Here is a 26,672-nt window from a genome sequence, read left to right as displayed (position 1 = left end):
CACATCCATGGCCTGCCACTCCAGCGGCAGGCGCACCTCCACACCTTCGCGTGCGCCACGGTCGCGCAGGAAGGCCATCGAGGCGTCAAAGTCGTCAAGCGGCGGTGGCATGGGCACCATGGGCTGGCCCGGGGGTTGCCAGAAGTCGTCCCAGTGGATGGGGATGACACGCCGGGCGCCCACGTCGGCGATCACTTCGGTCCACAGCGCATCGCGGTAGCTTTCGGGCCGGGGGCCGAGGGCGCCGATGCCCTGCAGCACCACTTCGGCGTGCACGCCGCGCAGGGCGCCGGGCTCGAAGCCTGCGCTGCCCACGATGAGCAACGTGCGGCCGCCATGCGCCACGTGCAGGGCGTAGCTCTGGCCTTCCTTGTACTCGCTGGCACGCACGGGTGGGCGCAGCGGCGCGGTGATCTCGCCGCCTGTAAAGCCCGTGGGCGCATGGCGGCTCGGGTACAGCGTGAGCGTGAAGCGGCCAAACTGCTGCGGCTCGCCGAGCCGTGCCACACGGATCTTAGACTCTGCCAGGCCTGCGCCGCGCCCCACGTTGGCGGTGGACTCGGAACCCAGCAGCAGCGCCCCCGTGCGGCGGGCGACCTCGGGGGCGTCCATCGCATGGTCGTAGTGCGAATGCACCGGGATCACCGCTGCCAGCTTGCCCACCCCGCCCGGAAAACCCGCGCGCTGCAACCCCTGGGTGATGGCCTGCATGTCCGGCTCCACCTGGCCCAGAAAGGTCTGCAGCTTGCCGGGGCGTGAGAAGAACCCGTCCGTCATCAGCGCTGTTTCGCCATCGTCCAGCAGCACGGTGGACACGCCGAGAAACGTCACCTTGAGGCCCGGTGGCACCCCTCCGCCGCTGGGCGCCTTCCACTGCAAATCGGCATAGGGCTGAAGCGACGGGTGCTGCTGCAGGGCCCAGACCAGCGCGCCCAGCGCACAAAGCACCAGCAACGCCAGCGCCCACAAGGCCCTCTTCACCACCACGGCGCGCCGCATCATGCGGCCCGGGCCTCGGCCACGCCCTTGCGGCGCAGCACCAGCGTGCCAAACAGCGTGGCCATGAGGTACATGCTGACCGAGTAGATGGCTGCGGGCAGTGCGAGCTGGAAGTTGTCCAGCACCGACAGCGCGATGAAGATGGCGAGCGTGGAGTTGTGGATGCCGATCTCGAAGCTGATGGCCGTGGCCATGGATTTGCCCAGCCCCGCCGCCCGCGAAAGGTAGTAGCCCGATGCCAGGCTGATGGCGTTGAACAGCAGCACCGCCGGGCCGATGCCCGCGAAGGATTCAACCAGCGCCGACCATTCCTTGGCGATCGCGATGAGTGCAAAAGCCGCCAGCACCACGGCGCTGAAGATCTTCATGGGCTTTTCCATGCGTGCGCTGAACGAAGGCACGCGGCGGTGCACCCACATCCCCAGCACCACCGGAACGAGCACGATGACGATCACCTCCACCACCTTGCCAAACTGCAGCGGCACCACCTGGCCGGTGTGCGCAAAGGTGTTGATGGCCCAGTTGGTGATGAGCGGCAGGCTGATGATCGACAGCACGGTGTTGATGGCCGTGAGCGAGATGTTCATGGCCACGTTGCCGCCGAACAAATGGCTGAACAGATTGGCCGACACCCCGCCGGGCGAGGCGGCCAGCAGCATCAGCCCCACGGCATACAGCGGCGCCACGCCCAGCAGCACGATGAGCGCATAACACGCGGCGGGCAGCACCAGCGCCTGCAGCACCAGGGCCAGCACCACGGCGCGCGGGTGCTGCAGCAGGCGCGTGAAGTCGCCCACCGTGAGCGACAGGCCCAGGCCGAACATGACCAGGCCCAGCGCGATGAACAGCAGCGTGGGCAGGATGGAAACAAAATTCATGGAAACACATACGCGGCCACGGCGGCCGCGCTCCATTCAATGAGGTAAGGACCGCGGAGCCAAGGGCTGCCGCGCAGCGAGGGACCAGGCGGCGCAGATCCGCACCAGCGGCAAGGGACGGAAGAAGGGTGTAAGACCCCGAGCGCTCAGGCAGCAGCCTGCCCCGTGCGCAGGCGCACCGGGCCGCTGCGCGCTTCGATAGCGGCCTGCACTTCCTTGCGCAGGCCCAGCGCAAACGCCCACTCGGCCACCACAAACAGCGGGCCAACGATCAGGCCCACCAGGTCATCCACAAACGCGGGCTTGCGGCCCTCGTAGTAGTGGCCCACAAACTGGATCACCCAGCCCACGGCAAACAGGCCGATGCCCGTGGCCAGCCACACCGCCATGCTCTGCAACGCCACCCATTGGCCGCCCACCAGCATGGCCGCCAGCAGCGTGGCCATGGCCAGGCCAAAACGCGTGTCCAGCCGGAAGTAGAAAACGCTGGCCGCCAGCGCGGCGAACAGCGCGGGGCTCAGCGGCAAGGCGCCCGCCATCCAGGTCGGGCGCGACAGCAGGATGACCACCGCGAACATGATCATGGGCACGCCCACAAAATGGGTGTGGATGTTGCGCGGGTCGCGGTGGTAGTCGGCGTACTGCGCCAGATGGTCGATCAGGGTTTTCATGGGTGTCTCCGGCTGTTGTTTTGAGCAGCATCAATACTCGCCCCGGGGCCTTGCCAGCGTCTGTCGTGCAGACGACAAAAAGGCACACTCCCACGGCACCGCCCCACCCCGCCTCGCGCCCAATCTGCACTGCATGACCGACCCCGCCACCTATCTGCCCGTCCTCCAGTCCGGCCGCTGGTTTGCCCACCTGCCGCCCGACTTTGCCCAGCCGCTGATCGCCATGGCGCATGTGCGCCAGTTGCAGGCGGGCGAGGTGCTTTTTTTGCGCGGCGATGCGCCCTGCGGGCTGTATGCCGTGGTGCGCGGCGCGATCAGCATTTCGGGCACGGGCGGGCGGGCGCATGAGGCGCGTTCGGCGCTGCTCACGCGGCTGGAGCCGCCCCACTGGTTTGGCGAGATCTCGGTGTTTGACGGCTCGGCCCGCACGCACGATGCCCATGCCGCCGAGGCCAGCACGCTGGTGCAGGTGCCGCACGAACGGCTGCAGGCCTGGCTGCAGGCCCACCCCGGGCACTGGCATGCGCTGGCGTTGCTGCTCACCGACAAGCTGCGCACGGCCTTTGTGGCCATCGAAGAACTGGCCCTGCTGCCCGCACCGCAGCGCCTGGCGCGACGGCTGGTGATGATGGCCGAGGGCTACGGCCAGTGGAACGCCGAGGGCCAGTCGCGCCGGGTGATCGGCATCTCGCAGGAGCAGCTGTCGCTGATGCTGGCCATCTCGCGCCAGACCACCAACCAGATCCTCAAAGACCTGGAGGCGCGCCACCTGGTGCGGGTGCAGCGCGGCGAGGTGGAAATCCTGGACCTAGCGGCCCTGCGCGCGGCATGTTACTGAAATCGCTATTAAAACAATAGCTGCATTCGCTTGATGGTCGCGCGGTAGCGGCACTTTTCATCCAAATACTAAGCACACATTCCATTTCCGGGCACAATCACGGCTATGCAACTGAACTACATCGCCAACGCCTCGGTGCCGTCCGCTTCGGGCCGCACGATCCCTGTGATCGACCCGTCCGACGGCCAGCCCTTCGACGAGATCCAGCGCAGCAACGCCGACGACATCGACGCGGCGGTGCATGCGGCCCGCCAGTGCTACAACGCGGTGTGGCAAAAGCTGGCCCCGGTGGAACGCGGCCGTCTGCTGCAAAAGCTCTCGGCCAAGATCCTGGAGCATGCGGACGAGCTGACAGCGCTGGAGCAGCGCGACTGCGGCAAGCCCACCAAGCAGGCGCGCGCCGACGCCATTGCGCTGGCGCGCTACTTCGAGTTCTACGCCGGTGCCTGCGACAAGTTCCACGGAGAGACGATCCCCTACCCCGACGGCTACAGCGTGCTGACCTGGCGCGAGCCCCATGGCGTCACGGGCCATGTGATTCCCTGGAACTACCCCATGCAGATCTTCGGCCGCAGCGTGGGCGGCGCCCTGGCGGCGGGCAATGTGTGCGTGGTCAAGCCAGCCGAAGACGCCTGCCTCTCGCTGATCCGCGTGGCGCAGCTGGCAGCCGAGGTGGGGTTCCCCTCGGGGGCGCTCAACATCGTCACCGGCTACGGCCACGAGGTGGGCGACGCGCTGGCGCGCCACCCCGGCATCGACCACATCAGCTTCACCGGCAGCCCCAAGATCGGCACGCTGATCCAGCAGGTGGCCGCCGAGCGCCACTGCCCCGTGACGCTGGAGCTGGGCGGCAAAAGCCCGCAGATCATCTTTGCCGACGCCGACCTCGATGCCGCCATACCCGTGGTCATCAACGCCATCGTGCAGAACGCCGGGCAGACCTGCTCGGCCGGTTCGCGTGTGCTGATCGACTCGCTGATTTACGAGCCCCTGCTGGAGCGCCTGGGCAAGGCCTTTGAGGCCCTGCGCGTGGGCCCCGCTGCCATGGACCTGGACGTGGGCCCGCTGATCCGCCAGACGCAGCAACAGCGCGTGTGGGATTTTTTGTCCGACGCGCAGGTCGCAGGCATCCCCATGGTGGCCCAGGGCGTGGTGGTGGACGAAGCCCCCGAGACCGGCTACTACCAGGCCCCCACCCTGCTGCGCGATGTACCGGTGCAGCACCGGCTGGCACAGGAGGAAGTCTTCGGCCCCGTGTTGTCGGCCATGGCCTTCCAGGACGAAGACCACGCGGTGGAGCTAGCCAACGCCACGCAGTTCGGCCTGGTGGCGGGCATCTGGACGCGCGATGGCGCGCGCCAGTTCCGCATGGCCAAGCGCGTACATAGCGGGCAGGTGTTCATCAACAACTACGGCGCCGCGGGCGGTGTGGAGCTGCCCTTTGGCGGCGTCAAGTCCAGCGGCTACGGACGCGAGAAGGGCTTTGAAGCACTGTACGGCTTCACCACCTTGAAGACGGTGGCCATCAAATATGGGTAACCCCCTGAGCCGCTTCGCGTCTTCCCCCTACAGGGGGACGCCGCCAGCGCACGCGAGCCAAGCGCCGCATACGCGGCTTGGCGGCCCTTGCGCGGCGGCACTCGCTTAGTGCCACGCCAGTTTCAGTCACTCGCTACCAGCCACGATAGAAGCGCATGCCCCTGAGCCCCCCCGCCCCCCGCACCCTGAAGCATGTCCGCCGGGTGAACTACCAGGGCTTTGAACGCGACGATGGCCTGTGGGACATCGAGGGTGAGCTGCACGACAGCAAGGCCTATGACGCCACCTCGTTCCGCGACCCTACCAAACAGCGTCTCGCGGGCGAGGCCATCCACCACATGTGGCTACGTGTCACGGTCAACCGCCAGCTGGTGGTGCAGGCCATTGATGTGGCCATGGATTCGCACCCGCTCAAGGGTTGCACCGAGGCCCAGGCCGCGCTGCAGCAGATGGTGGGCTGCAGCATGGCGCGCGGCTGGCGCCAGGCCATTCAGAAGCATCTGGGCGGCGTGGCCAGTTGCACGCACTTGCGCGAGCTGCTGTTCAACCTGGCCACCGCCGCCTTCCAGTCGGTGCCCGCCGTTTTTTCGTCCAGCAATCCCGACGAGCCACCGCGCCACCTGGGCCAGTGCACAGGCTGGGACTTCAACGGCAACGGCGTGAAGGAATACTTCCCGCAGTTTTATGGCCGCGTGCCTGCGCCGCCCCTGGCCGCCAGCCCCGCCCCAGCCCCTGAAATATCAGTCAAATTGGCCCCTGGCGCCTGACAGGCAAGCCCAAGCAGCTATCTTTTTTGAATATCCCAAGGAGACCTTTTCCATGCGCGTGTTGAACAAATCCATCATCGTCACCGGCGCCGGCAACGGCATTGGCGAAGGCATTGCCAAGCGCCTGGCCGCTGAGGGTGGCAAGGTCATCGTGAACGACATCAACGAAGCGGGCGGCCAGCGCGTGGTGGCCGAGATCACGGCTGCAGGCGGCACCGCCGCCTTCTTCAAGGCCGACGTGACGAACTCGGCCCAGGTCAAGGCGATGGTCGATGAGGCCGTGCGCCTGTACGGCCGCCTGGACGTGGTGGTGAACAACGCAGGCTGGACGCACCGCAACCGCCCCATGCTTGAAGTGAGCGAGGAGGAGTTCGACAAGGTCTATGCCATCAACATGAAGAGCATCTACCTGAGCGCCATCCACGCCGTGCCCGCGCTACGCCAGGCCGGTGGCGGCAGCATCATCAACATCGCCTCCACCGCCGGACTGCGCCCGCGCCCGGGCCTGACCTGGTACAACGGCTCCAAGGGCGCCGTCATCATCACCAGCAAGTCCATGGCGGCCGAGCTGGGCCCCGACAACATCCGCGTGAACTGCATCAACCCCGTGTTCAACCCCGACACGGGCCTGGCCGCCGAGTTTGCGGGCGGCCCGGTGGACGATGCGCGCCGCGCCAAGTTCCTGGCCACCATCCCGCTGGGCCGCTTCTCCACCGCGCTGGACGTGGCCAACGCCGCGTTGTACCTGGCGAGCGAAGAGGCATCGTTCATCAATGGCGTGTGCATCGAGGTGGATGGCGGGCGCTGCGTGTAAGCACGCGTCCAACCGCGCCCGCAAGCCAACATGACTTGCCGTGGCGCGCGCCCAATCCGCACCAATGCAGTGCGGATTGATTTGACGCACCTGAGGCCGCTGCCTATAGTGCCGCCGATGTTTGCGAGCCACTCCACCGCCACAGCCGCCAGCGCTACCGCGCCGCTGCGCCGTGCTGCACGCTCGCAGGCCACGCTCCAGGCCGGTGACCGCGCTCTCTGCACCCCTGCTGCAGATTCCTGAGCCCGGCGACACCCCCTCCGTTTTTTCGCGCACTTCCTGTCGCCGGGCCCATTGCCCAGCGCCAGCTTGCGCCTTGGTGACTGCCGCCGGGGCGCGGACTCCAGGAGTGCTCATGCCCCCGTTTCCTTCCGGCGAGATTTCGCTCACCCCCTGCGCCCAATGCGCCCCCACACGCAGCCCGCCCGCCGATACGGCCATCGCCAGCGCGGCCGCCGCCACCGACATCACCCGCCACTTCATCCGCGCCAAGCGGCCTTGCGCTGACGGCTACCGCTGGTACCTGCGCCGCCAGGAAGGTGCGAGCAACTACCAGGCCCTGCTGGACGACCTGGTGCGCGAAGGTCGGGTGGACGACGCCTGCTGGATGCTGGACCAGTTCGGCCCCACCAACGATGTGCTGGAGGTGGACCACCTGGAGACAGACGCATTGGTGTTTGCGGGCAACGTGCACTGCCGGGGCAGCGCGGACGTGGACGGTGTGCTGCGCACCGGCCGCAGCCTGCGCGTGCAGGGCGGCCTGCGGGTGGGCGGTGCACTGCGCGTGGGCGAAGACCTGCGCGTAGCGGGCGCCGTGCGCTGCGACGGCAGCGCGCGCATACACGGCGACGCACGCGTGGGCTGGTCCCTGGCGGTGGCGCAGCGGCTGCAATGCATGGGCAGCCTGCGCGTGGGTGGGGAGCTGGACGGCGGGGCCACGGTGCAAATCGATGGCCATTGCACCGTGGGCCAGGACCTGCGCGCGATGGGCGCGCTGGACTGCAACGGCGGCATCAAGGCGGGCGGCCATTTGCACTGCGATGCAGAGGTGCAAGCCACGCGCGGGCTGCAGGTGGCGGGCGACCTGGACTGCAAGGGCCACCTGCAGGTGGGCTGGGGCGTGCGGGCCGGTGGACACATCCACGCCGGTGGAGCCATCCGTGCAGGCGAAAGCCTCTGGGCGGGAGAAACGATTGCCGCGGGAGAAGCCTACGGCGTGTATGCGGGCCTGGATGTGCGCTTGCCCGACTGGCCCCACAGCGCCCAGGTCTGCGCCCGCGAACAACCTGCGCGCTTGCTCAGCGGCTGCTGGACCGAGGGCCTGGGGAGCACGCCATGATGGCCAGCGCTTGCAGCCTGCCAATGCCTGGCACTGCCACCGGCGGCCCCCACACTGCTGCCAACCCATGGCCCGGCCTGGGCCTGCTGGACAAGTGGGCCCAGTGGCTGGCCGAACTGCGCATCGACGTGGACCTGTCGGGCCGCGACATCCAGCGCGAATTTGACGCCCTGCACGAACGCATCCGCACCAACCACCGCACGCGCGATGCGATGCAGCCGCTGCCTTTGCACCTGCACGGACTGGTGCTTCGCATGCGTGAGGCCGACGGCGAGGTGTTTGTCTATGCCATCGACCCGCTGCGCAACCGCATCGTGGCCTACACAGTGTTCAACCGGCTGGTGGAGGTGGACCGGCACACCGACCGCCACCTTCGCGCGCCGCACACCAAGGTGGCACACGGCTACCGCCGCATGGGCATTGCCACCGCCATCTACCGCTGGTGGCTGGACTCGGGCCGCAGCCTCATGACCGGTGCACGGCAATCGGCAGGCGCCCATGGCCTGTGGATGTCCTTGGCGCGCGACTACACACTGGCAGCGGTGCGCATTGCAGAGCACAAACGCGTGCAACAGTTGCCGCTGCCACCTCCACCCGGATTTTTCGACGCACTGGACACGCGGCTGGTGCTGGTGGGGCGCGATTGCCGTTTGGCGGATTTCGTCCAGCCCTCCACCCGAAAAGGCTGAGGGGGCTCAGCGCGTCGCCAGCCTTCAACCCGGCAAACAGCTATTGCAGATTGCCACGATGCAGCATTTCGACCGCAGTCCGCCTGGCCAAGGGCAGCCCCGCTGCCGCCCAGGGCAAAACTTGACCGCCATCAACTCCGCGCAGAGGGGCTTGCCCCCGGGGCGGGGCCCATGCGGCAAAATCACGCCATGGCCGAACGTGTGATTCCTCTGGTGGACCAACGCATCGCCGCTTTGGCGGCGCGGGTGCCCACGCACCCGGTGGTCCCCACGGGCCAGCTCACCGACACCCGGGGCCGCCCGCTGCGCGACCTGCGCATCAGCGTCACGGACCGCTGCAACTTCCGCTGCAACTACTGCATGCCCAAGGAAGTGTTCGACAAGGACTACCCCTACCTGCCCCACGGCGCGCTGCTGAGTTTTGAGGAAATCACGCGGCTGGCAAGGCTCTTTCTGGCCCATGGCGTGCGCAAGATCCGCCTCACGGGCGGTGAGCCCCTGCTGCGCAAGAACCTCGAAGACCTAGTAGCGCAACTGGCCCAGTTGCGCACCGTGGACGGCGTGGCGCCCGACCTGACCCTGACCACCAACGGATCACTGCTCGCGCGCAAGGCCCAGGCGCTCAAAGACGCAGGCCTGAACCGCGTGACGGTGAGCCTGGACGGCCTGGACGACGCTGTCTTCCGCCGCATGAACGATGTGGACTTTCCGGTGGCCGACGTGTTGGCAGGCATCGAGGCGGCGCACGCGGCCGGGCTGTCGCAGATCAAGGTCAACATGGTGGTGAAGCGCGGCACCAACGAACACGAGATCCTGCCCATGGCGCGGCACTTTCGCGGCACGGGCACCACGCTGCGCTTCATCGAATACATGGACGTGGGCGCCACCAACGGCTGGCGCATGGACGAGGTGCTGCCCTCGGCCGAGCTGATCGAGCGCCTGCGCGCCGAACTGCCGCTGGTGCAGCTGGACCCCAGCAGCCCCGGCGAAACCGCCGAGCGCTGGGGCTATGCCAACGCAACGGGCCAGCACGACCCCAGCCTGGGCGAGGTCGGCGTGATCAGCAGCGTGACCCAGGCCTTCTGCCACGACTGCAACCGCGCGCGGCTGTCCACCGAAGGCAAGCTCTACCTGTGCCTGTTTGCGTCCGAAGGCTACGACCTGCGCACCCTGCTGCGCGGCGGCGCCAGCGACGAAGCCATTGCCTCCGCCATCGCACCCATCTGGCAGCAGCGCACAGACCGCTATTCGGAGCTGCGCAGCAGCCTGCCAGCGGACACCACCCAGGGCGCACGCCGGGTGGAGATGAGCTACATCGGTGGGTAGGCGAAATGCCGATTTTTTAGGGCACCATCGGCTGCTTCGATCCTCGTCTTGTTCTTGCCCCCATGCCCCTTCAACCCAAACACCGCGCACTGTTCCTGGCCAATGCCACCGTCCTGGTCACCCACCAGATCGACGCCGCTTTCTGGCACGAGTGGGAGCTGTTTCACATCCCCGGCGGCAACCAGGTCAACCTGCTGCTCAACCTGCCCATCATTGCGCTGGTGTTGTATGCACAGGCACAAGTGGCCCGTGGCGAAGGCTCGGCGGCGCTGATGTTTTACAAGCTCATGCCCTGCCTCGGCGCCCTGACGGTGGTGATCCACGGGCTGTTTTTTGCCCTGGGACACGAGGCCTTTGTGCAACCCGTGTCGCTGGGCCTGCTTGTCGGCACGGCCATCCTTTCGTGCTTGCAGTTGACCGCACTGCGTGCCCGGCCGCTGCCATAGCCCTCTGTTTTTCGCTCCACCGCGCTACATGACCAAGATTGAAACCCAAGACATCACCGGCCTGGTCCTCGCCGGTGGCCGGGGCTCCCGCATGGGCGGGGTCGACAAAGGCCTGCAGAACTTTCGCGGCCTGCCGCTGGCGCTGCACACGCTGATGCGGCTGCAGATGCAGACCGGCAACGTGATGGTCAATGCCAACCGCAACCTGGCGGCCTACGAGGCTTTTGGCGCGCCCGTGTGGCCCGACGTGCTGGCCGACTATGCAGGCCCGCTGGCGGGTTTTCTGACCGGGTTGGAGCGCTGCGAAACGCAGTGGCTGCTGACGGTGCCCTGCGACACCCCGCTCTTCCCGCTGGACCTGGCGCAGCGCCTGGCCGCTGCAGCGGAGGCACAAGGCGCCGAGATCGCCATGGCCGCCGCACCCGAGGATGATGGCCAGGGCCACATCCAGGTACGCCCCCAGCCCGTGTTCTGCCTGCTGCGCGTGGACCTGCTCGAAAGCCTGGTCGCCTTCACCCAGGCCGGTGGCCGCAAGATTGACGCCTGGACAGCCCGGCACCGCTGCGCCATGGTGCCGTTTGACCAGCCGGGCGATGACCCGCAGGCGTTCTTCAACGCCAACACCCTGGCCGAGCTGCAAGCGCTGGAAAGCGCAAGCCCATCCCAGCCCTGACGGCTGCCCGGCCCGCCACAAACACCCCGCCATGACCGAGCCACTGCCACCCGCCACCACCTTTGTTGCCGCTGCGGCCGCCGCCAACGCCATCCATATCCGCCCCCTGGTGGCTGCCGACGCCGTGGCCTACAAGGCCCTGCGCGACGAGGCGCTGCGCACCGCCCCGGATGCATTCACCTCGGACTACGCCGCGTCGGTGGGCCGCCCGGCCCAGGAATACGCCGTGCGTTTTGGCCCGCTGGAGTCGGGCGTGTTCTTTCTGGGCGCGTTCAATGCTGCAGGCCAGTTGCTGGGCTGCGTGGGCTGCGAGCGCGAGCAACGCGCCAAGCAACGCCACTGCGCCACCGTGGTGGGCATGATGGTGGCGTCCAGCGCACAGCGCCGGGGCATTGGCCAGCAACTGGTGGCCGCCTGCGTGCAGGCCGCGCGCAATGTACCGGGCCTCACGCAACTGGTTCTCACGGTAACGGCCTCCAACACCCATGTGGTGCGGCTGTACGAGCAAGCAGGCTTTAGCGCCTGGGGCCTCCTGCCACGCGCCGTGATGGTGGACAACGTGGCTTATGACAAGCTGCACATGCTGCTGGTGCTGACCCCCGACCCTTTTCCCGCCTGCCGCTCCAAGTAAGAAGCCATTGACGAGCCGTTGACAAGACATTGACGAGCCACTCGCTGCGCGGCATACCTGACTTTTGTTGTTGACCCCCATGAAGACCATTGCCCAGATCGCCGCAGAACTGCAGGGCTACGACCCCCAGGCCCTGAAAGCCGCCGACGTCAACGCGTTCCTGGACCGCCTGGTCGAGCCCGTCACCGCCACCGAGGAACTGCCCCTCTTCAACGCCCTGGGCCGCGTGCTGGCCCGCGATGTGGTGTCGCCCATCAGCGTGCCGCCGCACGACAACTCGGCCATGGACGGCTATGCCTTTGCGGGCGCCCAACTGGCCAAGGGCCAGCCCCTCACGCTGCGCGTGGTGGGCACGGCGCTGGCGGGCAAAGCCTGGACGGGCAGCGTGGCGGCGGGCGAGTGCGTGAAGATCATGACCGGCGCCATCATGCCTGCGGGGCTCGACACAGTGGTGCCGCAGGAGTTCACCACCTCGACCACATCGGACGCAGCCCTGCACATCACCATCGCCGCCGATGTGCTGCAGCGGGGTGACAACCGCCGCTTCAAGGGCGAAGACCTGATGGAAGGCGGCGTGGCGCTGGCGCGTGGCGAGTTGCTCACGCCCGCAGCGCTGGGCCTGGTGGCCAGCCTGGGCCTGCCCTCCGTGATGGTGGTGCGCCGCCTGCGCGTGGCGTACTTTTCGACCGGCGACGAGATCCTGAGCCTGGGCGAGGCGCCCCGCGAAGGCGCGGTGTACGACAGCAACCGCTATACCGTTTTCGGTCTGCTCACGCGCATGGGCGTGGAGGTGATCGACCTGGGCGTGGTGCGCGACGAGCCCGCGCTGCTCGAGGCCGCGTTCCGCCAGGCGGCCCAGCAGGCCGACGCCATCATCACCAGCGGCGGCGTGAGTGTGGGCGAGGCCGACCACACACGCACCATGATGAAGAAGCTGGGCGACGTGGCCTTCTGGCGCATCGCCATGCGCCCGGGCCGCCCCATGGCCGTGGGGCGCATTGCTGGTGCTGGATTTGAAGAAAAAACAGCCTCCACCGCGCAACCATCAAGCCCTGATAGCTATCAAAATAATAGCGATTCACATTCTGGTGCTGGCGCCGTGCTTTTTGGCTTGCCCGGCAACCCGGTGGCGGTGATGGTGACCTTTCTGGCCTTTGTGCGCCCCGCTCTGCTGCGCATGACGGGATGCACCCGCACTGCCCCGCCGCTGCTGCGCGCCGTCAGCACGGAAGCCATGCGCAAGAAACCCGGGCGCACGGAATACCAGCGCGGCCTGGTCACCACGGCACCCGACGGCACGCTGCAGGTGTGCACCACGGGCAACCAGGGCTCGGGCGTGCTCAGCTCCATGGTGCAGGCCAATGGTCTCATCGTGCTGCACCATGGGCAGGGCAATGTGGCGGTGGGTGACATGGTGGATGTGATGGTGTTTGACGGGGTCATTTAACACCCCATGTGTCGCTTCGCGCCTTCCCCAGAGGGGACGACGCCCTCGCCGCGGGGCAGCCCTTGCTCGGCGCCCCGGGCCGGGGACGCGCCAGTTGCATGCCGAGCGGGCGAAGCGCCGCACAATGGCCATCTACGCATTTCTGCAGCAACCTTCGCACCCATGCCCTACGCCGCTCAGCACCTTGCACAACCCCCTTCCCGCGACGACGTGGACCGCCTGACCGGCGCCACCTTGGTCGAATTTGGCACCCCTTGGTGTGGCCATTGCCAGCGCGCCCAGCCGCTGATCGAGCAGGCCCTGAAGGACCAGGCGAACCTGTCGCACATCAAGGTGGAAGACGGCCCGGGCCAGCGCCTGGGGCGCACGTTTGGCGTGAAGCTCTGGCCCACGCTGGTGTTCCTCAAGGACGGCAAGGAAGTGGCGCGGCTTGTGCGGCCGCAGGCGCTGCAGGACATAACAAACGCTGTGCAATCCACTGTGGCGTAGCCCTGAAACACCAAAAAAAGAAGCCCCGACGGGGCTTCTTTTTATTCGACGTGCACAGAAACCTGTGCACCAGGCCCAGGGCTACTTGGCCACATAGTCGTGCGGGTGCAGCGGATGCTCCGGCTCCTCGGCCGCTACAGCCGTATTCGCCCCCGGCACCGCCTTGCGAGCAAACAGGGTGTACATGGTGGGCACCACAAAAATCGTGAGCAAGGTGCCCAGCGACATGCCGCCCACAATCACCCACCCGATCTGCATGCGCGTCTCGGCGCCAGCGCCCTTGGCCAGGGCCAGGGGGATGGCGCCCAGCACCATGGCGCCGGTGGTCATGAGGATGGGGCGCAGGCGCTGGGCCGAGGCCTTGACCAGCGCATCCACCATCTCCATGCCTTCTTCGCGCAGCTGGTTGGTGAACTCCACGATCAGAATGCCGTGTTTGGTAATCAAGCCCACCAGCGTGATCAGACCGATCTGCGAATACACGTTGAGCGAGCCGCCGCTCCACTTGAGCGCCAGCAGCGCACCGATCATCGACAGCGGCACCGACACCATGATCACCAGCGGGTCGATGAAGCTCTCGAACTGTGCGGCCAGCACCAGGAAGATGAACACCAGCGCCAGCACAAACACCACGCCCAGCGCGCCCTGCGAGTTCTTGAATTCGCGCGAGGTGTCGTTCAGGTCGGTGGTGTAGCCGGGCTTGAGCACCTTGGCGGCCGTCTCGTTCATGAAGGTGATGGCCTGGCCCAGCGAGTAGTCGGACGACAGGTTGGCCGTGATGGTGGCCGAGCGGCGCTGGCCAAAGTGGTTCAGCTCGCGCGGGCTCACGCTTTCGCGCACGGTGACCAGGCTGGACAGCGGGATCATCGCGTCGTTGCGGCCCCGCACATAGATGGTGTCGATGTTCTCGGGGGTGGTGCGGCCCCGCGCCTCGGTCTGCACGATCACGTCGTACTGCTCGGCGTCGCGCTTGTAGCGGGTCACGGTGCGGCCGCCCAGCATGGTCTCGATGGCCTTGGCCACCACTTCCACGCTCACGCCCAGGTCGGCCGCGCGCTCGCGGTTGACCTCGATGCGCAGTTCGGGCTTGTTCAGGCGCAGGTCCACGTCGGGGCCGACGATGCCGGGGTTCTGCGCAATCTCGGCCATGAAGGCGGCCACCACCTTGCTCAGGTTCTCGTAGCTGTCCGAAGTCTGGATCACATAGGTCAGTGGCCGCGAACGGAAACCCTGGCCCAGCGACGGCGGCGTGATCAGGAAGGCGTTCACGCCCGGCAGGCCGGCCACCTTGGGCTGCAGTTCCTTGGCCAGGTCGAGCGTGGTGCGGTTGCGGCTTTCCCAGTCCACCGTGCGGTAGATGACGCTGCCCTGCGCCACCGTGGGGTTGCCGATGTTGGCAAACACGCGGTCGAACTCGGGGTAGGTGGTGCCGATCTTTTCCAGCTCCAGGGCGTAGCGGTTGGTGTAGTCCAGCGTGGCGCCGTCGGGCGCGGTGACACTGGCCAGGATGGTGCCCCGGTCCTCCAGCGGCGACAGCTCCTGCCGCATGGTGGGGAACACCAGCGCCAGCGCCAGCCCGCTCAAGGCCATGACGCCCACCACGATCCAGCGGGCCTGGAAGATGGCGCCCCGCACGCCACCACCCGCCCCGGCGCCTTTGCCGCCGCTCCAGCGCGCGGTGACGATCCAACGCAGCAGGCGGCCATAGGCGTCCGAGAGCGCGGTGAGCCAGCGCTCCATCGAGCGGTCGAACCAGTTGGGTTTGGGGTTGTGCTTGAGCAACAGCGAACACATCATGGGCGAGAGCGTGAGCGCCACGAAGCCCGACACCACCACCGCCCCGGCAAGCGCCAGCGCAAACTCCACAAACAAGCGCCCGGTGCGGCCCGGCGTGAAGGCCAGCGGTGCATACACCGCCACCAGCGTGAGCGTCATGGCCACAATGGCAAAGCCGATCTCGCGTGCGCCCTTGATGGCGGCGGAGAACGGATCGAGCCCCTCTTCGATGTGGCGGTAGATGTTCTCCAGCATCACGATGGCGTCGTCCACCACCAGGCCGATGGCCAGCACCAGCGCCAGCAGCGTGAGGGTGTTGATCGAGAACCCCGCCAGCGACATCAGCGCAAAGCTGCCCACGAGGCTCACCGGGATGGTGACGATGGGGATGATGGACGCGCGGAAGGTGCGCAGGAACACAAAAATCACCAGGGCCACCAGCACCACGGCCTCTGCAATCGTGGTGTAGACGCTTTTGATCGAGCGGTCGATGAACAGGGAGTTGTCATTGGCGATGTCCACGCCGATGTCCGCAGGCAGGTCAGCCTTGAGCAAGGGCAGCATGGCGCGCACGCCTTGCGACAGCTCCAGCGGGTTGGCCGTGGCCTGGCGGATCACGCCCACCGAGATCGCGTCGCGACCGTTCAGACGCACGCGGCTGCGGTCGCTGGCCGCGCCCTCTTCCACCCGTGCCACGTCCTGGATGCGCACGGGAAATCCGTTGACCGTGCGGATCACGATGCTGGAGAACTGCGCAGGCGTTTTGAGGTCGGTCTGGGAGGTGACGCTGAACTCGCGCTGCTGGGATTCGATGCGGCCGGCGGGCAGCTCCAGGTTGTTGCGGCGGATCGCGTCTTCCACATCCTGCGTGGTCAGGCGATAGCCGGCCATGCGTTCCGGGTCCAGCCACACGCGCATGGCGTACTTGCGTTCGCCGTAGATGGGCACGTCGGCCACGCCGGTCACGGTTTGCAGGCGGGGCTTGACGATGCGGTTGATGAGGTCGTTGATCTCCAGCGGGCTACGCGTGTCACTGCTGAACGCCAGCCACATCACGGGCGAGGCATCGGCCTCGACCTTGGCGATCACCGGCTCGTCCACGGCCGTTGGCAGGCGGTTGCGCACGCGCGCCGTGCGGTCGCGCACTTCGGCTGCGGCATTGTCGGCGTCCTTCTCCAGGCGAAAGCGCACGCTGATCTGGCTTTGCTCGGCGCGGCTGATGGAGGTGATCACATCCACCGCATCAATCCCGGCAATCGAGTCTTCGAGGGGCTTGGTGACCTGCGACTCGATCACCTCGGCCGAGGCGCCCGCGTAGCGCACGCTGACGGTGACCACGGGCTCATCGATCTTGGGGTATTCGCGCACCGACAGGCGCGTGAAGCTCACCGCACCAATCAGCAGCACCAGCAGCGACAGCACGGTGGCAAACACCGGCCGGCGGATGGAGATTTCAGCGAGTTGCATGGCAGTCCAGGGGCGTCAGAAAAGAGCGGTGACCAGGCAGCAAACCGGCCTTCATGCGGGAGACCGCTTGCCGGCTGGTGTTGGCTGGCTGGGGTTGGCCGCCACCTGGCATGGATTGGGGCCTGGCAGCGGGGCCACGAGGGCGCTGGCTGGGGCTGCCGTGGGCGCTGCGGGCGCAGCCGGGGCAGCTGGCGCCGTGGCCACGGCCGCCACAACGGCCGCACCCGATGCGCCAGCCGCAGGCGCATCGGCCACGCCCGCCGCACTGCCCCCCCGAGGGCCCGAGGCCGGGCGCGCGGCGGAGGGCGCAGCACCGGCGCCCTGCTTGCCCAGCTCCACCACCCGCACCTCGGTACCGTCCTTGCGGATACGCTGCTGACCGGCGGTGACCACCAGGTCGCCCGCGTTCAGCCCCTCGACCACCTCCACCAGGCCCGGCGCGCGGGCGCCCAGTTGCACGGGTGTGCGGCGCGTCACGCGGGTACCGGGCTCCTTGCCTTCCACAATCTTCAGCACGTAGGGGCTGCTGCCATCGGGCACGATGGCTTCTTCCGGCACCACACGCGCATCGCTGCGCTCTGCAAACACAGCCGTTACACGGGCGAACATGCCCGGGCGCAGTTGCAGGCGGCGGTTATCGATGCAGCCACGCACCGCAATGGCCCGGCCGTCGGCATCGATCTGTGGGCTGATGGCCTGCACCACGGCGGCGTAGCGCACGCCGGGCAGCGCATCAAACGCCACCTGGGCGGTCTGGCCGGTGCGTGCCTTGCTTTGCAGGCGCTCGGGCAGGCGGAAGTCCACATAAACGGCGTCCAGGTCTTCGATGTTGACGATGTCGGCGCCGTCCTTGAGGTAGTCGCCCACGTTCACCCCCCGGATGCCTGCGATGCCATCGAAGGGGGCCACGATCTTGAGGCGCTGGGCGGTGGCCTGCGCCAGGGCCAGCTTGGCCTGCGCCACCTCCAGGTTGGCCGCGCTTTCATCCACCGAGCGCTGGCTGATGAAGCCCTGGGCCACCAGCTCCTGGTTGCGCTTGTGGTTGGCCTGGGCGATGGACAGCTCCGCCTGGCTTTGCTGGATCTGCGCCCGAGGCAGCTGGTCGTCAAACTGCACCAGCACCTGCCCGCGCCGCACGCGCTGGCCGTCGCGGAAGTTGAGCTGCGTGATGCGCCCCCCCACCTCGGGCCGCAGCATCACGCTCTGGCGCGACCGCAGGCTGCCCACAGCCTCGGCATCGTCGCGCAGGGCCATCTGCCGCACGGCCACGGCCTCTACCGCCACGGGGCGGCCCGCACCACCGGCGCCACCTGCAGCGCTGGCACCCCGCGCGGCCCCACCCGCTGGTGCCCCCCCACCGGCGGCCGCAGACACATCGGTGCGCGCAGGCTGCGCAGGTTTCTGGAGCCACCAGGCGGCACCCGAGGCGGCGGCAATGCCGATGACAGCGAAAACGATGAACTTGTTCTTGGACGCCATGGGTCAGTGAAACCAGGTGGTGTGGGGAATGCAATCGAACAATGTATCAGTGCGTGTCTTGTGCTGCAGCCAACTTTGGCAAGACCCCAAGGTCAATTGCGGCGGTTTTACGCAGGCTTTACACGCCCAAAAACAAAAAAGCCCCCGAAGGGGCTGGTGGCTGAGCCTGTGCACTCTTTCGTGGCACCGAACCCGCGCCGAGGTCATCCGCGCCCCAGGGCCTTGTCCACGCCCCGGTTGGCCAGCGCATCGGCGCGCTCGTTGCCCGGATCGCCCGAGTGGCCCTTGACCCAGCGCCACTCGATGCGGTGGCCGCCGGTGCTCACCAAGGCATCCAGCCGCTGCCACAGTTCGACGTTCTTGACGGGCTGCTTGGAGGCGGTGCGCCAGCCCTTGGCCTTCCAGCCATGGATCCATTCGGTGATGCCCTTGCGCACATATTCGCTGTCCAGGAACAGCGTCACCGCACAGGGGCGCTTGAGGGCCGACAGCGCCTCGATCACGGCCATCAGTTCCATGCGGTTGTTGGTAGTGCCCAGCTCACCGCCAAACAGCTCCTTCTCGACCTGCCCGGCGCGCAGCAGCACCCCCCATCCGCCGGGGCCCGGGTTGCCCTTGCAGGCGCCATCTGTGTATATCTCTACCTGGTTCAAACTGTGTTCCTGCTCTCGTTGTTCAGTCATGGCCACCAGGGCCCGGTCAAGGGGCTCCGTGGCGGCCGGTGGGGGATTGTCTATGTTCGGTCGCGCCGGACCGGGGACACATGGGCGGCGGGCACCCGGCCGCCCGCCCGGTTGGCCACAGGCACCGTGGCGGCAGACCGCTGGCGCTGGTTGCGCCATGCGGGCTCCAGCAGGCGCATGCCATGCACCCGCTTGACCGCCACCAGAAAGTAGGCCGCGCCCAGGATGGGCCACCAGCGCTCTCCCAGAGGGTCCATCCAGCCAAAGCGCTCCAGCCACTGGGCGCTGCGCACCGCGGGACGATAACAGCCAAAACGGGCCGATTCGACCTCGAAGCTCAAAAGCCTGAGCCAGTCCCGAAGGCGCCGGTAGCCTATGAACTCGCCCACATCGGGCAGATACAAGGTGCCCCGCCCCAGTCGCTGGTACAGCCGCGCGCGCCGCTGGCGCAGGCCCCACAGGCTGGTGGGGTTGAGCCCGCTGATGACCACGCGCCCCTCGGGCATCAGCACCCGCTCCACCTCACGCAGCGTGGCATGGGGGTCGATGCTCAACTCCAGGGTGTGGGGCAACACGATGAGATCCAGGCTCGCATCGGCAAACGGCAGGGCCACGGACTCGGCAAGCAGGTCCACGGTGTGCTGCCGCAAAGGGGCTGTGCCCTCCTCACCCGCTGGCGCAGAGGCGATGGGCTCAGACACTCCCACCCCCTCCTGCCCCAGTGCCAGCCACTGGTAGGGCATGCGGTTGGCGCGCAGGCCGTCCAGCAGGGGCATGCCCAGCTGCAGGCTGTGGTAGCCAAAAATGTCCACCACGGCCTCGTCAAAGCGCGCCTGCTCCCACGCCAGCAGGTACCGGCCCGGCGGGGAATCGAACCAGTGGTGCAAACCTATAATTTGATCGCTCATGAACTTGCTGCCGCTGCCCGCCTTTACCGACAACTACATCTGGATGCTGCACGACGGCCGCCAGGCGATCGTTGTGGACCCGGGCGACGCAGCACCCGTGATGCAGGCCCTGGACACACTAGGCCTGGGCCTGCAGGCCATTCTAGTCACGCACCACCATGCCGATCATGTCGGCGGCGTGGATACCTTGCGCGAAGCCACCGGCGCACGGGTCTACGGCCCGGCGCGCGAGCGCATTCCCGAGCCCCTGGTCCGCCTGGCGCACGGCGATGTGGTGGAAGGGGACGATGTGCTGGGCCTGCGTTTCACGGTGATCGATGTGCCCGGTCACACTGCGGGCCACATCGCCTACTACTGCGAGGCCATGGACGGCGCGCCCCTGCTGTTCTGCGGCGACACCCTGTTCTCTGGCGGCTGTGGCCGCCTGTTCGAGGGCACGCCCGCGCAGATGCTGGACTCGCTGGACCAGCTGGCCGCCCTGCCCAGCAACACCCGCGTGTGCTGCACCCACGAATACACCCTCTCCAACCTGAAATTTGCGCGGGCTGTGGAACCTGGCAACGCCGCCCTGCTCCACTACAGCAGCCAATGCGAGGCCCTGCGGGCACAGCAGCAGCCCACGCTGCCGTCCCGCATGGACCTGGAGCGGGACATCAACCCTTTCCTGCGCGTCAGACAACCCACGGTGGCCCAGGCCGCCCGGGACCACGACGCGCAGGTGCCTGAAAACGATGCCGTGGCGGTGCTGGCCGCCCTGCGCCAATGGAAGAACGAATTCCGATGAAAATTCTGCACATCGCCTGCCTGGCGGGCCTGCTCTGGCTCACAGGCTGCGCCACCACCGGGGGCCCCTCGCCCGACCAGGCGGGCACCGACACCAAAACCATCCCCAGCACTGCACGCTCTTCCACCCATACCCCCCTGATTCCCAACGGGCCACTCAAGCCGATCACGGCCGCCCAGGCCAGCAGCGGCGAAGTGGCCTCGCTGTCGGCTCCGGCCGACCTGTGGGACCGCATCCGGCGCGGCTTTGCCATGCCCGACCTGCAGCACGAGCTGGTGCAGGACCGCGAGCAGTGGTACGCCACCCGCCCCGACTACATGCAGCGCATGACCGAGCGCTCCAGCAAATACCTGTTCCACATTGTTGAAGAGCTGGAGCGGCGTGGCATGCCCACCGAGCTGGCCCTGCTGCCCTATATCGAGAGCGCGTTCAACCCCCAGGCCGTGTCCAGCGCCAAGGCGGCGGGCATGTGGCAGTTCATGCCCGCCACGGGCAACTACTTCGACCTCAAGCAGAACGCTTTCCGCGATGACCGCCGCGATGTGCTCGCTTCCACGCGCGCAGCGCTCGACTACCTTCAGAAGCTCTACAACATGTTCGGCGACTGGCACCTGGCCCTGGCCGCCTACAACTGGGGTGAAGGCAGCGTGGGCCGGGCCATCGCGCGCAACCAGAAACAGGGCCTGGGCACCAGCTACACCGACCTCAACATGCCCGCCGAGACCCGCATGTATGTGCCCAAGCTGCAGGCCGTGAAAAACATCGTGGCCAACCCGGATGCCTTCCGCACCGAGCTGCCGCTCATCGAGAACCACCCGTACTTCCAGACGGTGGACATCACGCACGACATCGACGTGGCCCTGGTGGCCCAGCTCGCAGGCATCCGCGAAGAAGACTTCCGCGCACTGAACCCTTCCTACAAGCGCCCCGTGATCCTGGCGGCGGGCACACCCCAGATCCTGCTGCCCTGGGACAACGCCAAGGTCTTCCAGCGCAACCTCGAAGCCCGCCGCGAGGGCCAGTACGCGAGCTGGACCGTGTGGTCCGTGCCCACCACCATGAGCGTGGCGGAGGCCGCGCAGCGCGTGGGCATGAGCGAAGCCGACCTGCGCAGCATGAACAACATCCCGCCGCGCATGCTGATCAAGGCAGGCTCGGCCCTGATGGTGCCGCGCGCCAACACCACAAGGCAGGATGTGTCTTCGCACCTTGCCGACAACGGGCAGGTGGCGCTGACACCCGAGATCGTCACCCGCCGCACCACGGTGCGCGCTGGCAAGGGCGAAACCGTGGCCAGCATTGCACGGCGCTACAAGCTCACCGCCGCCAACGTGGCTGACTGGAACGATGTGCGCGCCAATGCCGCGTTCAAGGTGGGGCAGCAGGTGGTGGTGTACCTGCCTGTGCGGCAAGCGCAGGCCAATACCCGCGGAGTCGCCAGCAAACGCGCCGCAAGCGCCCCCGCCCGCAAGGGCGGTACCCCTTCCAAGGTCAAACGCCGTTGATGGCGAAGAGGGGCCCCTGGCGGCATGGGCCACCCCGCCGGGCGAAACTTAGAACCGGAGCGTGTGCATCCCCAGCAGCCCCAGGATGCCCATGATGATGAGGTACAGCGCCACGATGGTGCTGAGCAGGCGCGGCATCACCAGAATGAGGATGCCTGCGATCAGGGAAACAAGCGGGCCGATGCTGAGGCTCAGCGACATGGTCAGTCCTTGGAAAAATCAATGAGGGTGTGAAGGGCCAAAGGGCCAGGTGAACTGGCCGCAACTGCCTTGGGGCGCGCCGGTGATTGCACCTTGGCAAACGCCCCTGCACTGTAGTCCAAACCAGCCCCTGTTTCGGGCGACTCCCCCGGTACAAAAGCCCCATTCCGCAGACCGCACCATGGCGGCCCGAAGCACAGGGCGCTGGGGTCAGACGCTGTACTTCTGGCGCGCCTTGCGCACCAGGTCGTTGGTGTAGGTGCGTGCCAGCTCTACCTTGGCTTCGGCCAGCTCGGGCTGCACGCGCGCCAGTATGCGCAACGCCGTGGCCGGACCGTCGTCCGGCATCAGGCCGTTGGGCGAAAAGGTTTCGCGCACGCGGCCAAAGGCCGCCAGGTACAGCCCCCGATCGCCCATCAAATATGCAGCAGGCACCGCCTTGACGAGGTCGGCCGGCCCCGCCGTCTGCAGCCACTTGAGCGCATGCACGATGCCGTTGACCAGCGCCTGGGCCTGGGCAGGCTGCTTCTGCAAAAACGACTGGGGCGCATACAGGCTGCCCGCAGGCAGGGTGCCACTGCCTACCAGCTGCTGCGCGGCTTTGAGCGAACGCAGGTCGCCCACGATGCGCGTGTCGGCCTTCTGCTCCAGCAGCGTCATGATCGGGTCGGCATGGCACAGCGCATGCACCTGGCCCGAGCGCAGCGCATTCATCGCGTTGGTGCCCGAACCCACGCCCACAAACGCCACGTCCCGGGGCGACAGGCCCGCACGCACCAGCATCAGGCTCGCCGCCAGGTGGGTGGATGAGCCAACCGACGACACACCGATGCGCCGCCCCGCCAGATCGCCCAGGTCCTTGTAGGCAGGCAGCGAGCGCAGCGACACCCCCAGGGCCAATTGGGGCGCACGCCCTTGCAGCACCAGCGCACGGTAGGACTGGCCCCGCACGTGGGCGCGCAGCACATGCTCGAAAGCCCCCGAGCAGACATCGGCCGCCCCCTCCTGCACGGCCTGCTGCGCGAGCGCACCTGCCGCAAAATCGCGCACCACCACCTCCAGCCCTTCCACCCTGAAGTAGCCCAGTGCATCTGCCAGCGCCAGCGGCAGGTGGTAAAGCACCCCCTGCCCCCCCACCGCCACCGTGACGCGCCCCAGCATGGCCCCATCGGTCTGCGCCCGCACCAGCGCAGGCGCACACACCGCAGCCACCGAGACGGCGGACACGGTGCCAAAGGCACGGCGGGTGATCAGAGACTGGGGCATGGAGTCAGGCAAAAAGACAATGCTGCATTGCAACAATCGTGCCCCGAAGGGGGGCAGGCCGCATCAGGGAGATTCCCTGCGGGTTTCTACGTAAGCAAAAAAATGATGTGGAAGGGCTCTTGCGGCGATGCACCCCTTGGGTGCGTCGGCCTGCCTGGGCCCACGCCAGGGTCAGCGGTAACCGATGAAAAGAATCGCCACGTTGACCAGGAATCCTGCCGCCCACACGGCACTGCGGGCCGTGGGCATGTCTGCAACGTACATCATCACGTAGAAGATGCGCAGCAACACAAACAGCAGCGCCAGCATGTCGAGCAGCGTCTGCCCGGCGCCGAGCAGGTGGGCAATGATCACTGCGCCGATAAAAAACGGCAGGGCTTCAAAACTGTTGGCCTGCGCCGCGTTGGCCCGCGCCCGCCAGTCGGTCTGCCGGGCCATCCAGGCGCGCGGGTCATGGTTGTCAAACCCGCCGTCTTTGCGCGACTTGCCCAGGCTGCCGCTCTTGGCCAGCCAGGCGCAGCCCATGGGCAGCAGTGCGGCAATCAGCACGCACCAATAGGCAGCGGTGAACCGGGCAACATGCATGGTGGTATTCATTTTTGCGACTCTTTTTGGCCGCTACCGCCTGTTGGACAAGCGCGAGCAGCTATTAAATTGTGAGTATTCTAGTGGGCACCCCGATGCGGCGCTGTCACCGGCGGTCCACCAGTGCATGCGCAATGGTGCCCAGGTCCACGTACTCCAGCTCGCTGCCCACGGGCACCCCGCGTGCAAGCCGCGTGACATGCACGCCCCGGCTCTTGAGGGCCTCGCTGATCACATGGGCCGTGGCCTCGCCTTCGGCGTTGAAATTGGTGGCCAGGATCACCTCCTGCACCTCGCCACCGGTGGCCCGCTCCATGAGCTTCTGCAGCCCGATGTCCTTGGGGCCCACCCCGTCCAGCGGGCTGAGCCGCCCCATGAGCACGAAGTACAGTCCCTTGAAGGCCCCGGTACGCTCCATGGCGGACTGGTCCGCAGGCGTTTCGACCACACACAGCCGTGTGGCATCGCGCTCCGGGTCCAGGCAGGTGCTGCACACCTCGGCCTCGGTGAACGTGTGACAACGCGCACAGTGGTGCACCGTGCCCACCGCCTCCGAAAGCGCCCGCGACAGGGCCAGCGCCCCCTCGCGGTCGTGCTGCAGCAGATGAAACGCCATGCGCTGCGCAGACTTCACCCCCACCCCCGGCAACCGGCGCAGCGCCTGGATCAGAACGTCGAGTGAGTTGGTGGTGGACATGGAAACGAGCGATGCAGGAAAGATGTGAGGAACGAGCTGGGCAAGGCTTCGACAAGCTCAGCCCGAACGGATGCAGGCAAAAAGAACAGGCATGTGGTCCTTGCCTTCACACCCCGCCCTCAAGGGCGTAGCGAGCGGGATCAGCTGCTAGGCGGACGGAGCACAGCCACCGGAACGTACTTGAAGTACGTGAGGATGGCGAGCACCGCCCAACGACGCACGACGCAGATGGCCCGCTCGGTAGCCAACCCTCAGAAAGGGAATTTCATGCCGCCGGGGAGGCCTGGCATGCCTTGCGTGAGCTTGCCCATCTTCTCCGACGAAGTCTCCTCGGCCTTGCGCACTGCCGCATTGAACGCGGCCGCCACCAGGTCTTCCAGCATGTCCTTGTCTTCCGCCAGCAGGCTGGGGTCGATGGTGATGCGCTTGACGTCGTGCTTGCAGGTCATCACCACCTTCACTAGGCCCGCGCCCGATTCGCCTTCCACCTCGATGAAGGCCAGTTCATCCTGCGCCTTCTTGAGGTTGTCCTGCATGGCCTGGGCTTGCTTCATCAGGCCGGCGAGTTGTCCTTTGTTGAACATGGTGTGGTTTCCTTTGCTTTCTTTCTGGTTGATCGATTCCCACGAAGGGACTGAAATTCAGTGTCCGAAATTCACGGTATTGTGCTTTGCACCGTTAGTGGCCGTCGAAACTGCTGCAGCCCTGACCAGTGCTCCCGCGCAAGGGCCGCCAAGCCGCGTAGGCGGCGCTTCTCTTGCGTGCGCTGGGAGCGTCCCCCTCCCGCGAAGCGAGAGAGGGGGAAGGCGCCAAAGGCGACTCAGGGGGTGCTCCATTTCACGCGGGTTTTATGCTGCCCGGCACGATTCTCGCGCCGTAGTCACGCATCAGCGATTGCACGAAGGGGTCGTTGTGCACGATTTCCTCGGCGCGGCGCTGGCGCTCGGCCGCGGCAGCGGCGTTGCGGCGGGCGGGGCTGTCAATGACCACGCCCACCTCCACGCTGATCTGGGTGGCATGGCCTGCCGCCTCCAGCGCGGCGCGCAGGCGCTCGCGGGCGGTGGGCTGGTTGAGCGACTCGCGCTCCACGCGCAGCAGCCAGTGGCCACCATCGCGCGCCACCAGCTGCGACTGCAGGGCCAGCTCCCGCACCAGGGCGTTGATGGCCTCGGCCGCCACCATCTGCTGCACCGTGGCATGCCAGACGTCGCCCTCCTCGGTGGGTGTGTACCGGGCCGACGCGGGCACAGGGGCCGAATGGGGGGCTGGCTGCAAACGCGCACCGGGCTCGGGGGCCACGCGCACGGGAATTGCTACGAATTCAGGAGCACCCTGCGCTTGCTGAGTACGCGCAGGGGCCTGATTTTCTTCAAAATTTCGCGCCTGGCGCACGGGCAGCGCCGTGACGGCGGCGGGCGCCGTAGGTGCAATCAGCGCACCGGCTGCAGGACCTGCATCGTCCTCCGACCCGGGCCAGGGCGGAGGCTCGGAAGAAGAGGCGTCGTCAAAGCCCGGAGCGCCATCATCAAGCGCCGACACGGCCGCTGTTGTGGGGGCGGGGGTCGGTACGGCAGATGCCGCAACAGGGGCCACAGCAGGTGGCACGGGCATCGCCGGTGTGGGCTGAGCCACCGGGACGGCGGCGACCAGAGGCGCCGCCGGGGGAATCGGCGCTGCAGGCGCCGCCAGGGGGTGCGGTGCCGCAGCCGCAGAAGCCCCTGTGGATGCAGTTTCAGGCCGCGTCAGAGTTTTTTTTTCAGCCGATTCGCCAGCAC

27 protein-coding genes are annotated in these 26,672 nt (G+C 67.1%); 14 read left to right on the top strand and 13 right to left on the bottom strand.

From position 1 onward, the window contains the following. From AC07Z7_RS20275 to AC07Z7_RS20265, 3 genes are all read right to left on the bottom strand, one after another. On the bottom strand, positions 1-1,002 hold a 1,002-nt coding region (locus tag AC07Z7_RS20275), incomplete at its 3' end, for an MBL fold metallo-hydrolase (protein WP_494767459.1). Further along, positions 999-1,877 (bottom strand): bile acid:sodium symporter family protein, encoded by an 879-nt coding sequence (locus AC07Z7_RS20270; protein WP_494767458.1) that lies wholly within the window; start codon positions 1,875-1,877, stop codon positions 999-1,001. The genes AC07Z7_RS20270 and AC07Z7_RS20275, both read right to left, overlap by 4 nt. Before the next feature lie 146 nt (positions 1,878-2,023). Continuing rightward, positions 2,024-2,548: an Mpo1 family 2-hydroxy fatty acid dioxygenase gene (locus AC07Z7_RS20265; protein WP_252658253.1), complete on the bottom strand. Its 525-nt coding sequence runs from the start codon at positions 2,546-2,548 to the stop codon at positions 2,024-2,026. A gap of 133 nt (positions 2,549-2,681) precedes the next feature. Here AC07Z7_RS20265 and AC07Z7_RS20260 point away from each other — a divergent pair, with 133 nt between their 5' ends. The 12 genes from AC07Z7_RS20260 (at position 2,682) to AC07Z7_RS20205 (ending at position 13,546) form a co-directional block, all read left to right on the top strand. Next, positions 2,682-3,386: a Crp/Fnr family transcriptional regulator gene (locus AC07Z7_RS20260; RefSeq protein WP_063459567.1), complete on the top strand. Its 705-nt coding sequence runs from the start codon at positions 2,682-2,684 to the stop codon at positions 3,384-3,386. Positions 3,387-3,491: 105 nt separating this feature from the next. Next, positions 3,492-4,925: an aldehyde dehydrogenase family protein gene (locus tag AC07Z7_RS20255; protein WP_094291929.1), complete on the top strand. Its 1,434-nt coding sequence runs from the start codon at positions 3,492-3,494 to the stop codon at positions 4,923-4,925. Between the two features lie 155 nt (positions 4,926-5,080). Continuing rightward, positions 5,081-5,692, top strand: coding sequence for a DUF2889 domain-containing protein (locus AC07Z7_RS20250; protein WP_494767457.1), 612 nt, complete (start codon positions 5,081-5,083; stop codon positions 5,690-5,692). Positions 5,693-5,744: 52 nt separating this feature from the next. Further along, positions 5,745-6,506 (top strand): SDR family oxidoreductase, encoded by a 762-nt coding sequence (locus AC07Z7_RS20245; RefSeq protein ID WP_494767456.1) that lies wholly within the window; start codon positions 5,745-5,747, stop codon positions 6,504-6,506. Between the two features lie 355 nt (positions 6,507-6,861). Next, positions 6,862-7,845, top strand: coding sequence for a hypothetical protein (locus AC07Z7_RS20240; protein WP_494767455.1), 984 nt, complete (start codon positions 6,862-6,864; stop codon positions 7,843-7,845). A 23-nt stretch (positions 7,846-7,868) separates the two neighbouring features. Then, on the top strand, positions 7,869-8,534 hold the full coding sequence (locus AC07Z7_RS20235; RefSeq protein WP_494767454.1) for a hypothetical protein: 666 nt from the start codon (positions 7,869-7,871) through the stop codon (positions 8,532-8,534). A 189-nt stretch (positions 8,535-8,723) separates the two neighbouring features. Beyond that, on the top strand, positions 8,724-9,860 hold the full coding sequence (gene moaA / locus AC07Z7_RS20230) for a GTP 3',8-cyclase MoaA (protein ID WP_494767453.1): 1,137 nt from the start codon (positions 8,724-8,726) through the stop codon (positions 9,858-9,860). A gap of 62 nt (positions 9,861-9,922) precedes the next feature. Further along, positions 9,923-10,306, top strand: coding sequence for a DUF6713 family protein (locus AC07Z7_RS20225; RefSeq protein ID WP_494767452.1), 384 nt, complete (start codon positions 9,923-9,925; stop codon positions 10,304-10,306). Positions 10,307-10,334: 28 nt separating this feature from the next. Continuing rightward, positions 10,335-10,979, top strand: a complete 645-nt coding sequence (mobA, locus tag AC07Z7_RS20220; protein WP_494767451.1) for a molybdenum cofactor guanylyltransferase MobA — start codon at positions 10,335-10,337, stop codon at positions 10,977-10,979. A gap of 31 nt (positions 10,980-11,010) precedes the next feature. Continuing rightward, entirely contained in the window at positions 11,011-11,610 is a 600-nt protein-coding gene (locus tag AC07Z7_RS20215) for a GNAT family N-acetyltransferase (protein ID WP_494767450.1), read from the top strand. A gap of 79 nt (positions 11,611-11,689) precedes the next feature. Next, positions 11,690-13,057: a molybdopterin molybdotransferase MoeA gene (gene moeA, locus AC07Z7_RS20210; RefSeq protein WP_494767449.1), complete on the top strand. Its 1,368-nt coding sequence runs from the start codon at positions 11,690-11,692 to the stop codon at positions 13,055-13,057. A gap of 162 nt (positions 13,058-13,219) precedes the next feature. Beyond that, positions 13,220-13,546: a thioredoxin family protein gene (locus AC07Z7_RS20205; protein WP_494767448.1), complete on the top strand. Its 327-nt coding sequence runs from the start codon at positions 13,220-13,222 to the stop codon at positions 13,544-13,546. 81 nt (positions 13,547-13,627) lie between these two features. Here AC07Z7_RS20205 and AC07Z7_RS20200 read toward each other — a convergent pair whose 3' ends face one another. The 4 genes from AC07Z7_RS20200 to AC07Z7_RS20185 all read right to left on the bottom strand — a co-directional run bounded on the left by AC07Z7_RS20200 (position 13,628) and on the right by AC07Z7_RS20185 (position 19,859). Beyond that, a complete protein-coding gene (locus AC07Z7_RS20200) occupies positions 13,628-16,789 on the bottom strand; it encodes an efflux RND transporter permease subunit (protein ID WP_494767447.1) in 3,162 nt (1,053 codons plus the stop codon). Positions 16,790-16,840: 51 nt separating this feature from the next. Further along, on the bottom strand, positions 16,841-18,268 hold the full coding sequence (locus tag AC07Z7_RS20195; RefSeq protein ID WP_494767446.1) for an efflux RND transporter periplasmic adaptor subunit: 1,428 nt from the start codon (positions 18,266-18,268) through the stop codon (positions 16,841-16,843). A gap of 203 nt (positions 18,269-18,471) precedes the next feature. Beyond that, entirely contained in the window at positions 18,472-18,921 is a 450-nt protein-coding gene (gene rnhA, locus AC07Z7_RS20190; protein ID WP_094287935.1) for a ribonuclease HI, read from the bottom strand. An 80-nt stretch (positions 18,922-19,001) separates the two neighbouring features. After that, a complete protein-coding gene (locus AC07Z7_RS20185) occupies positions 19,002-19,859 on the bottom strand; it encodes a class I SAM-dependent methyltransferase (protein WP_494767445.1) in 858 nt (285 codons plus the stop codon). Here AC07Z7_RS20185 and gloB point away from each other — a divergent pair. Both gloB and AC07Z7_RS20175 read left to right on the top strand, forming a co-directional pair. Continuing rightward, the gene (gloB, locus tag AC07Z7_RS20180; RefSeq protein WP_494767444.1) at positions 19,858-20,643 is read left to right on the top strand and encodes a hydroxyacylglutathione hydrolase; all 786 of its coding nucleotides are present in this window, start codon (positions 19,858-19,860) and stop codon (positions 20,641-20,643) included. The genes AC07Z7_RS20185 and gloB overlap by 2 nt on opposite strands. Continuing rightward, positions 20,640-22,148, top strand: a complete 1,509-nt coding sequence (locus tag AC07Z7_RS20175; RefSeq protein ID WP_494767443.1) for a transglycosylase SLT domain-containing protein — start codon at positions 20,640-20,642, stop codon at positions 22,146-22,148. The genes gloB and AC07Z7_RS20175 overlap by 4 nt, the downstream gene beginning before the upstream one ends. Before the next feature lie 48 nt (positions 22,149-22,196). Here the strand turns inward: AC07Z7_RS20175 and AC07Z7_RS20170 are convergent, their stop codons facing one another. The 6 genes from AC07Z7_RS20170 to AC07Z7_RS20145 form a co-directional block, all read right to left on the bottom strand. Further along, entirely contained in the window at positions 22,197-22,349 is a 153-nt protein-coding gene (locus AC07Z7_RS20170; protein WP_015013605.1) for a DUF3096 domain-containing protein, read from the bottom strand. Positions 22,350-22,559: 210 nt separating this feature from the next. Continuing rightward, on the bottom strand, positions 22,560-23,615 hold the full coding sequence (locus tag AC07Z7_RS20165) for an ABC transporter substrate-binding protein (protein ID WP_494767442.1): 1,056 nt from the start codon (positions 23,613-23,615) through the stop codon (positions 22,560-22,562). A gap of 171 nt (positions 23,616-23,786) precedes the next feature. Next, positions 23,787-24,212 carry an MAPEG family protein gene (locus AC07Z7_RS20160; RefSeq protein WP_094287925.1) on the bottom strand — a complete coding sequence of 142 codons (426 nt, stop codon included), beginning with the start codon at positions 24,210-24,212 and terminating at the stop codon, positions 23,787-23,789. 94 nt (positions 24,213-24,306) lie between these two features. Beyond that, positions 24,307-24,897 carry a recombination mediator RecR gene (recR, locus tag AC07Z7_RS20155; RefSeq protein ID WP_094287923.1) on the bottom strand — a complete coding sequence of 197 codons (591 nt, stop codon included), beginning with the start codon at positions 24,895-24,897 and terminating at the stop codon, positions 24,307-24,309. Positions 24,898-25,148: 251 nt separating this feature from the next. Beyond that, entirely contained in the window at positions 25,149-25,481 is a 333-nt protein-coding gene (locus tag AC07Z7_RS20150; protein WP_055398201.1) for a YbaB/EbfC family nucleoid-associated protein, read from the bottom strand. Positions 25,482-25,734: 253 nt separating this feature from the next. Then, a partial coding sequence (locus AC07Z7_RS20145) for a DNA polymerase III subunit gamma/tau C-terminal domain-containing protein (protein ID WP_494767441.1) occupies positions 25,735-26,672 on the bottom strand: 938 nt, incomplete at its 5' end.

This window comes from Acidovorax sp. GW101-11A03 (genome assembly GCF_059424825.1).
Note: the sequence above shows the minus strand (reverse complement) of the source record. Positions and strands in the feature narration are given on the sequence as shown.

Excerpts from the sequence above, each read along its gene's own strand:
- AC07Z7_RS20270 (WP_494767458.1), bottom strand. The coding sequence starts at position 1,877 with ATGAATTTTGTTTCCATCCTGCCCACGCTGCTGTTCATCGCGCTGGGC.
- AC07Z7_RS20265 (WP_252658253.1), bottom strand. The coding sequence starts at position 2,548 with ATGAAAACCCTGATCGACCATCTGGCGCAGTACGCCGACTACCACCGC.
- AC07Z7_RS20260 (WP_063459567.1), top strand. The coding sequence starts at position 2,682 with ATGACCGACCCCGCCACCTATCTGCCCGTCCTCCAGTCCGGCCGCTGG.
- AC07Z7_RS20255 (WP_094291929.1), top strand. The coding sequence starts at position 3,492 with ATGCAACTGAACTACATCGCCAACGCCTCGGTGCCGTCCGCTTCGGGC.
- AC07Z7_RS20250 (WP_494767457.1), top strand. The coding sequence starts at position 5,081 with ATGCCCCTGAGCCCCCCCGCCCCCCGCACCCTGAAGCATGTCCGCCGG.
- AC07Z7_RS20245 (WP_494767456.1), top strand. The coding sequence starts at position 5,745 with ATGCGCGTGTTGAACAAATCCATCATCGTCACCGGCGCCGGCAACGGC.
- AC07Z7_RS20240 (WP_494767455.1), top strand. The coding sequence starts at position 6,862 with ATGCCCCCGTTTCCTTCCGGCGAGATTTCGCTCACCCCCTGCGCCCAA.
- AC07Z7_RS20235 (WP_494767454.1), top strand. The coding sequence starts at position 7,869 with ATGCCTGGCACTGCCACCGGCGGCCCCCACACTGCTGCCAACCCATGG.
- moaA (WP_494767453.1), top strand. The coding sequence starts at position 8,724 with ATGGCCGAACGTGTGATTCCTCTGGTGGACCAACGCATCGCCGCTTTG.
- AC07Z7_RS20225 (WP_494767452.1), top strand. The coding sequence starts at position 9,923 with ATGCCCCTTCAACCCAAACACCGCGCACTGTTCCTGGCCAATGCCACC.
- mobA (WP_494767451.1), top strand. The coding sequence starts at position 10,335 with ATGACCAAGATTGAAACCCAAGACATCACCGGCCTGGTCCTCGCCGGT.
- AC07Z7_RS20215 (WP_494767450.1), top strand. The coding sequence starts at position 11,011 with ATGACCGAGCCACTGCCACCCGCCACCACCTTTGTTGCCGCTGCGGCC.
- moeA (WP_494767449.1), top strand. The coding sequence starts at position 11,690 with ATGAAGACCATTGCCCAGATCGCCGCAGAACTGCAGGGCTACGACCCC.
- AC07Z7_RS20205 (WP_494767448.1), top strand. The coding sequence starts at position 13,220 with ATGCCCTACGCCGCTCAGCACCTTGCACAACCCCCTTCCCGCGACGAC.
- AC07Z7_RS20200 (WP_494767447.1), bottom strand. The coding sequence starts at position 16,789 with ATGCAACTCGCTGAAATCTCCATCCGCCGGCCGGTGTTTGCCACCGTG.
- AC07Z7_RS20195 (WP_494767446.1), bottom strand. The coding sequence starts at position 18,268 with ATGGCGTCCAAGAACAAGTTCATCGTTTTCGCTGTCATCGGCATTGCC.
- gloB (WP_494767444.1), top strand. The coding sequence starts at position 19,858 with ATGAACTTGCTGCCGCTGCCCGCCTTTACCGACAACTACATCTGGATG.
- AC07Z7_RS20185 (WP_494767445.1), bottom strand. The coding sequence starts at position 19,859 with ATGAGCGATCAAATTATAGGTTTGCACCACTGGTTCGATTCCCCGCCG.
- AC07Z7_RS20175 (WP_494767443.1), top strand. The coding sequence starts at position 20,640 with ATGAAAATTCTGCACATCGCCTGCCTGGCGGGCCTGCTCTGGCTCACA.
- AC07Z7_RS20170 (WP_015013605.1), bottom strand. The coding sequence starts at position 22,349 with ATGTCGCTGAGCCTCAGCATCGGCCCGCTTGTTTCCCTGATCGCAGGC.
- AC07Z7_RS20165 (WP_494767442.1), bottom strand. The coding sequence starts at position 23,615 with ATGCCCCAGTCTCTGATCACCCGCCGTGCCTTTGGCACCGTGTCCGCC.
- AC07Z7_RS20160 (WP_094287925.1), bottom strand. The coding sequence starts at position 24,212 with ATGAATACCACCATGCATGTTGCCCGGTTCACCGCTGCCTATTGGTGC.
- recR (WP_094287923.1), bottom strand. The coding sequence starts at position 24,897 with ATGTCCACCACCAACTCACTCGACGTTCTGATCCAGGCGCTGCGCCGG.
- AC07Z7_RS20150 (WP_055398201.1), bottom strand. The coding sequence starts at position 25,481 with ATGTTCAACAAAGGACAACTCGCCGGCCTGATGAAGCAAGCCCAGGCC.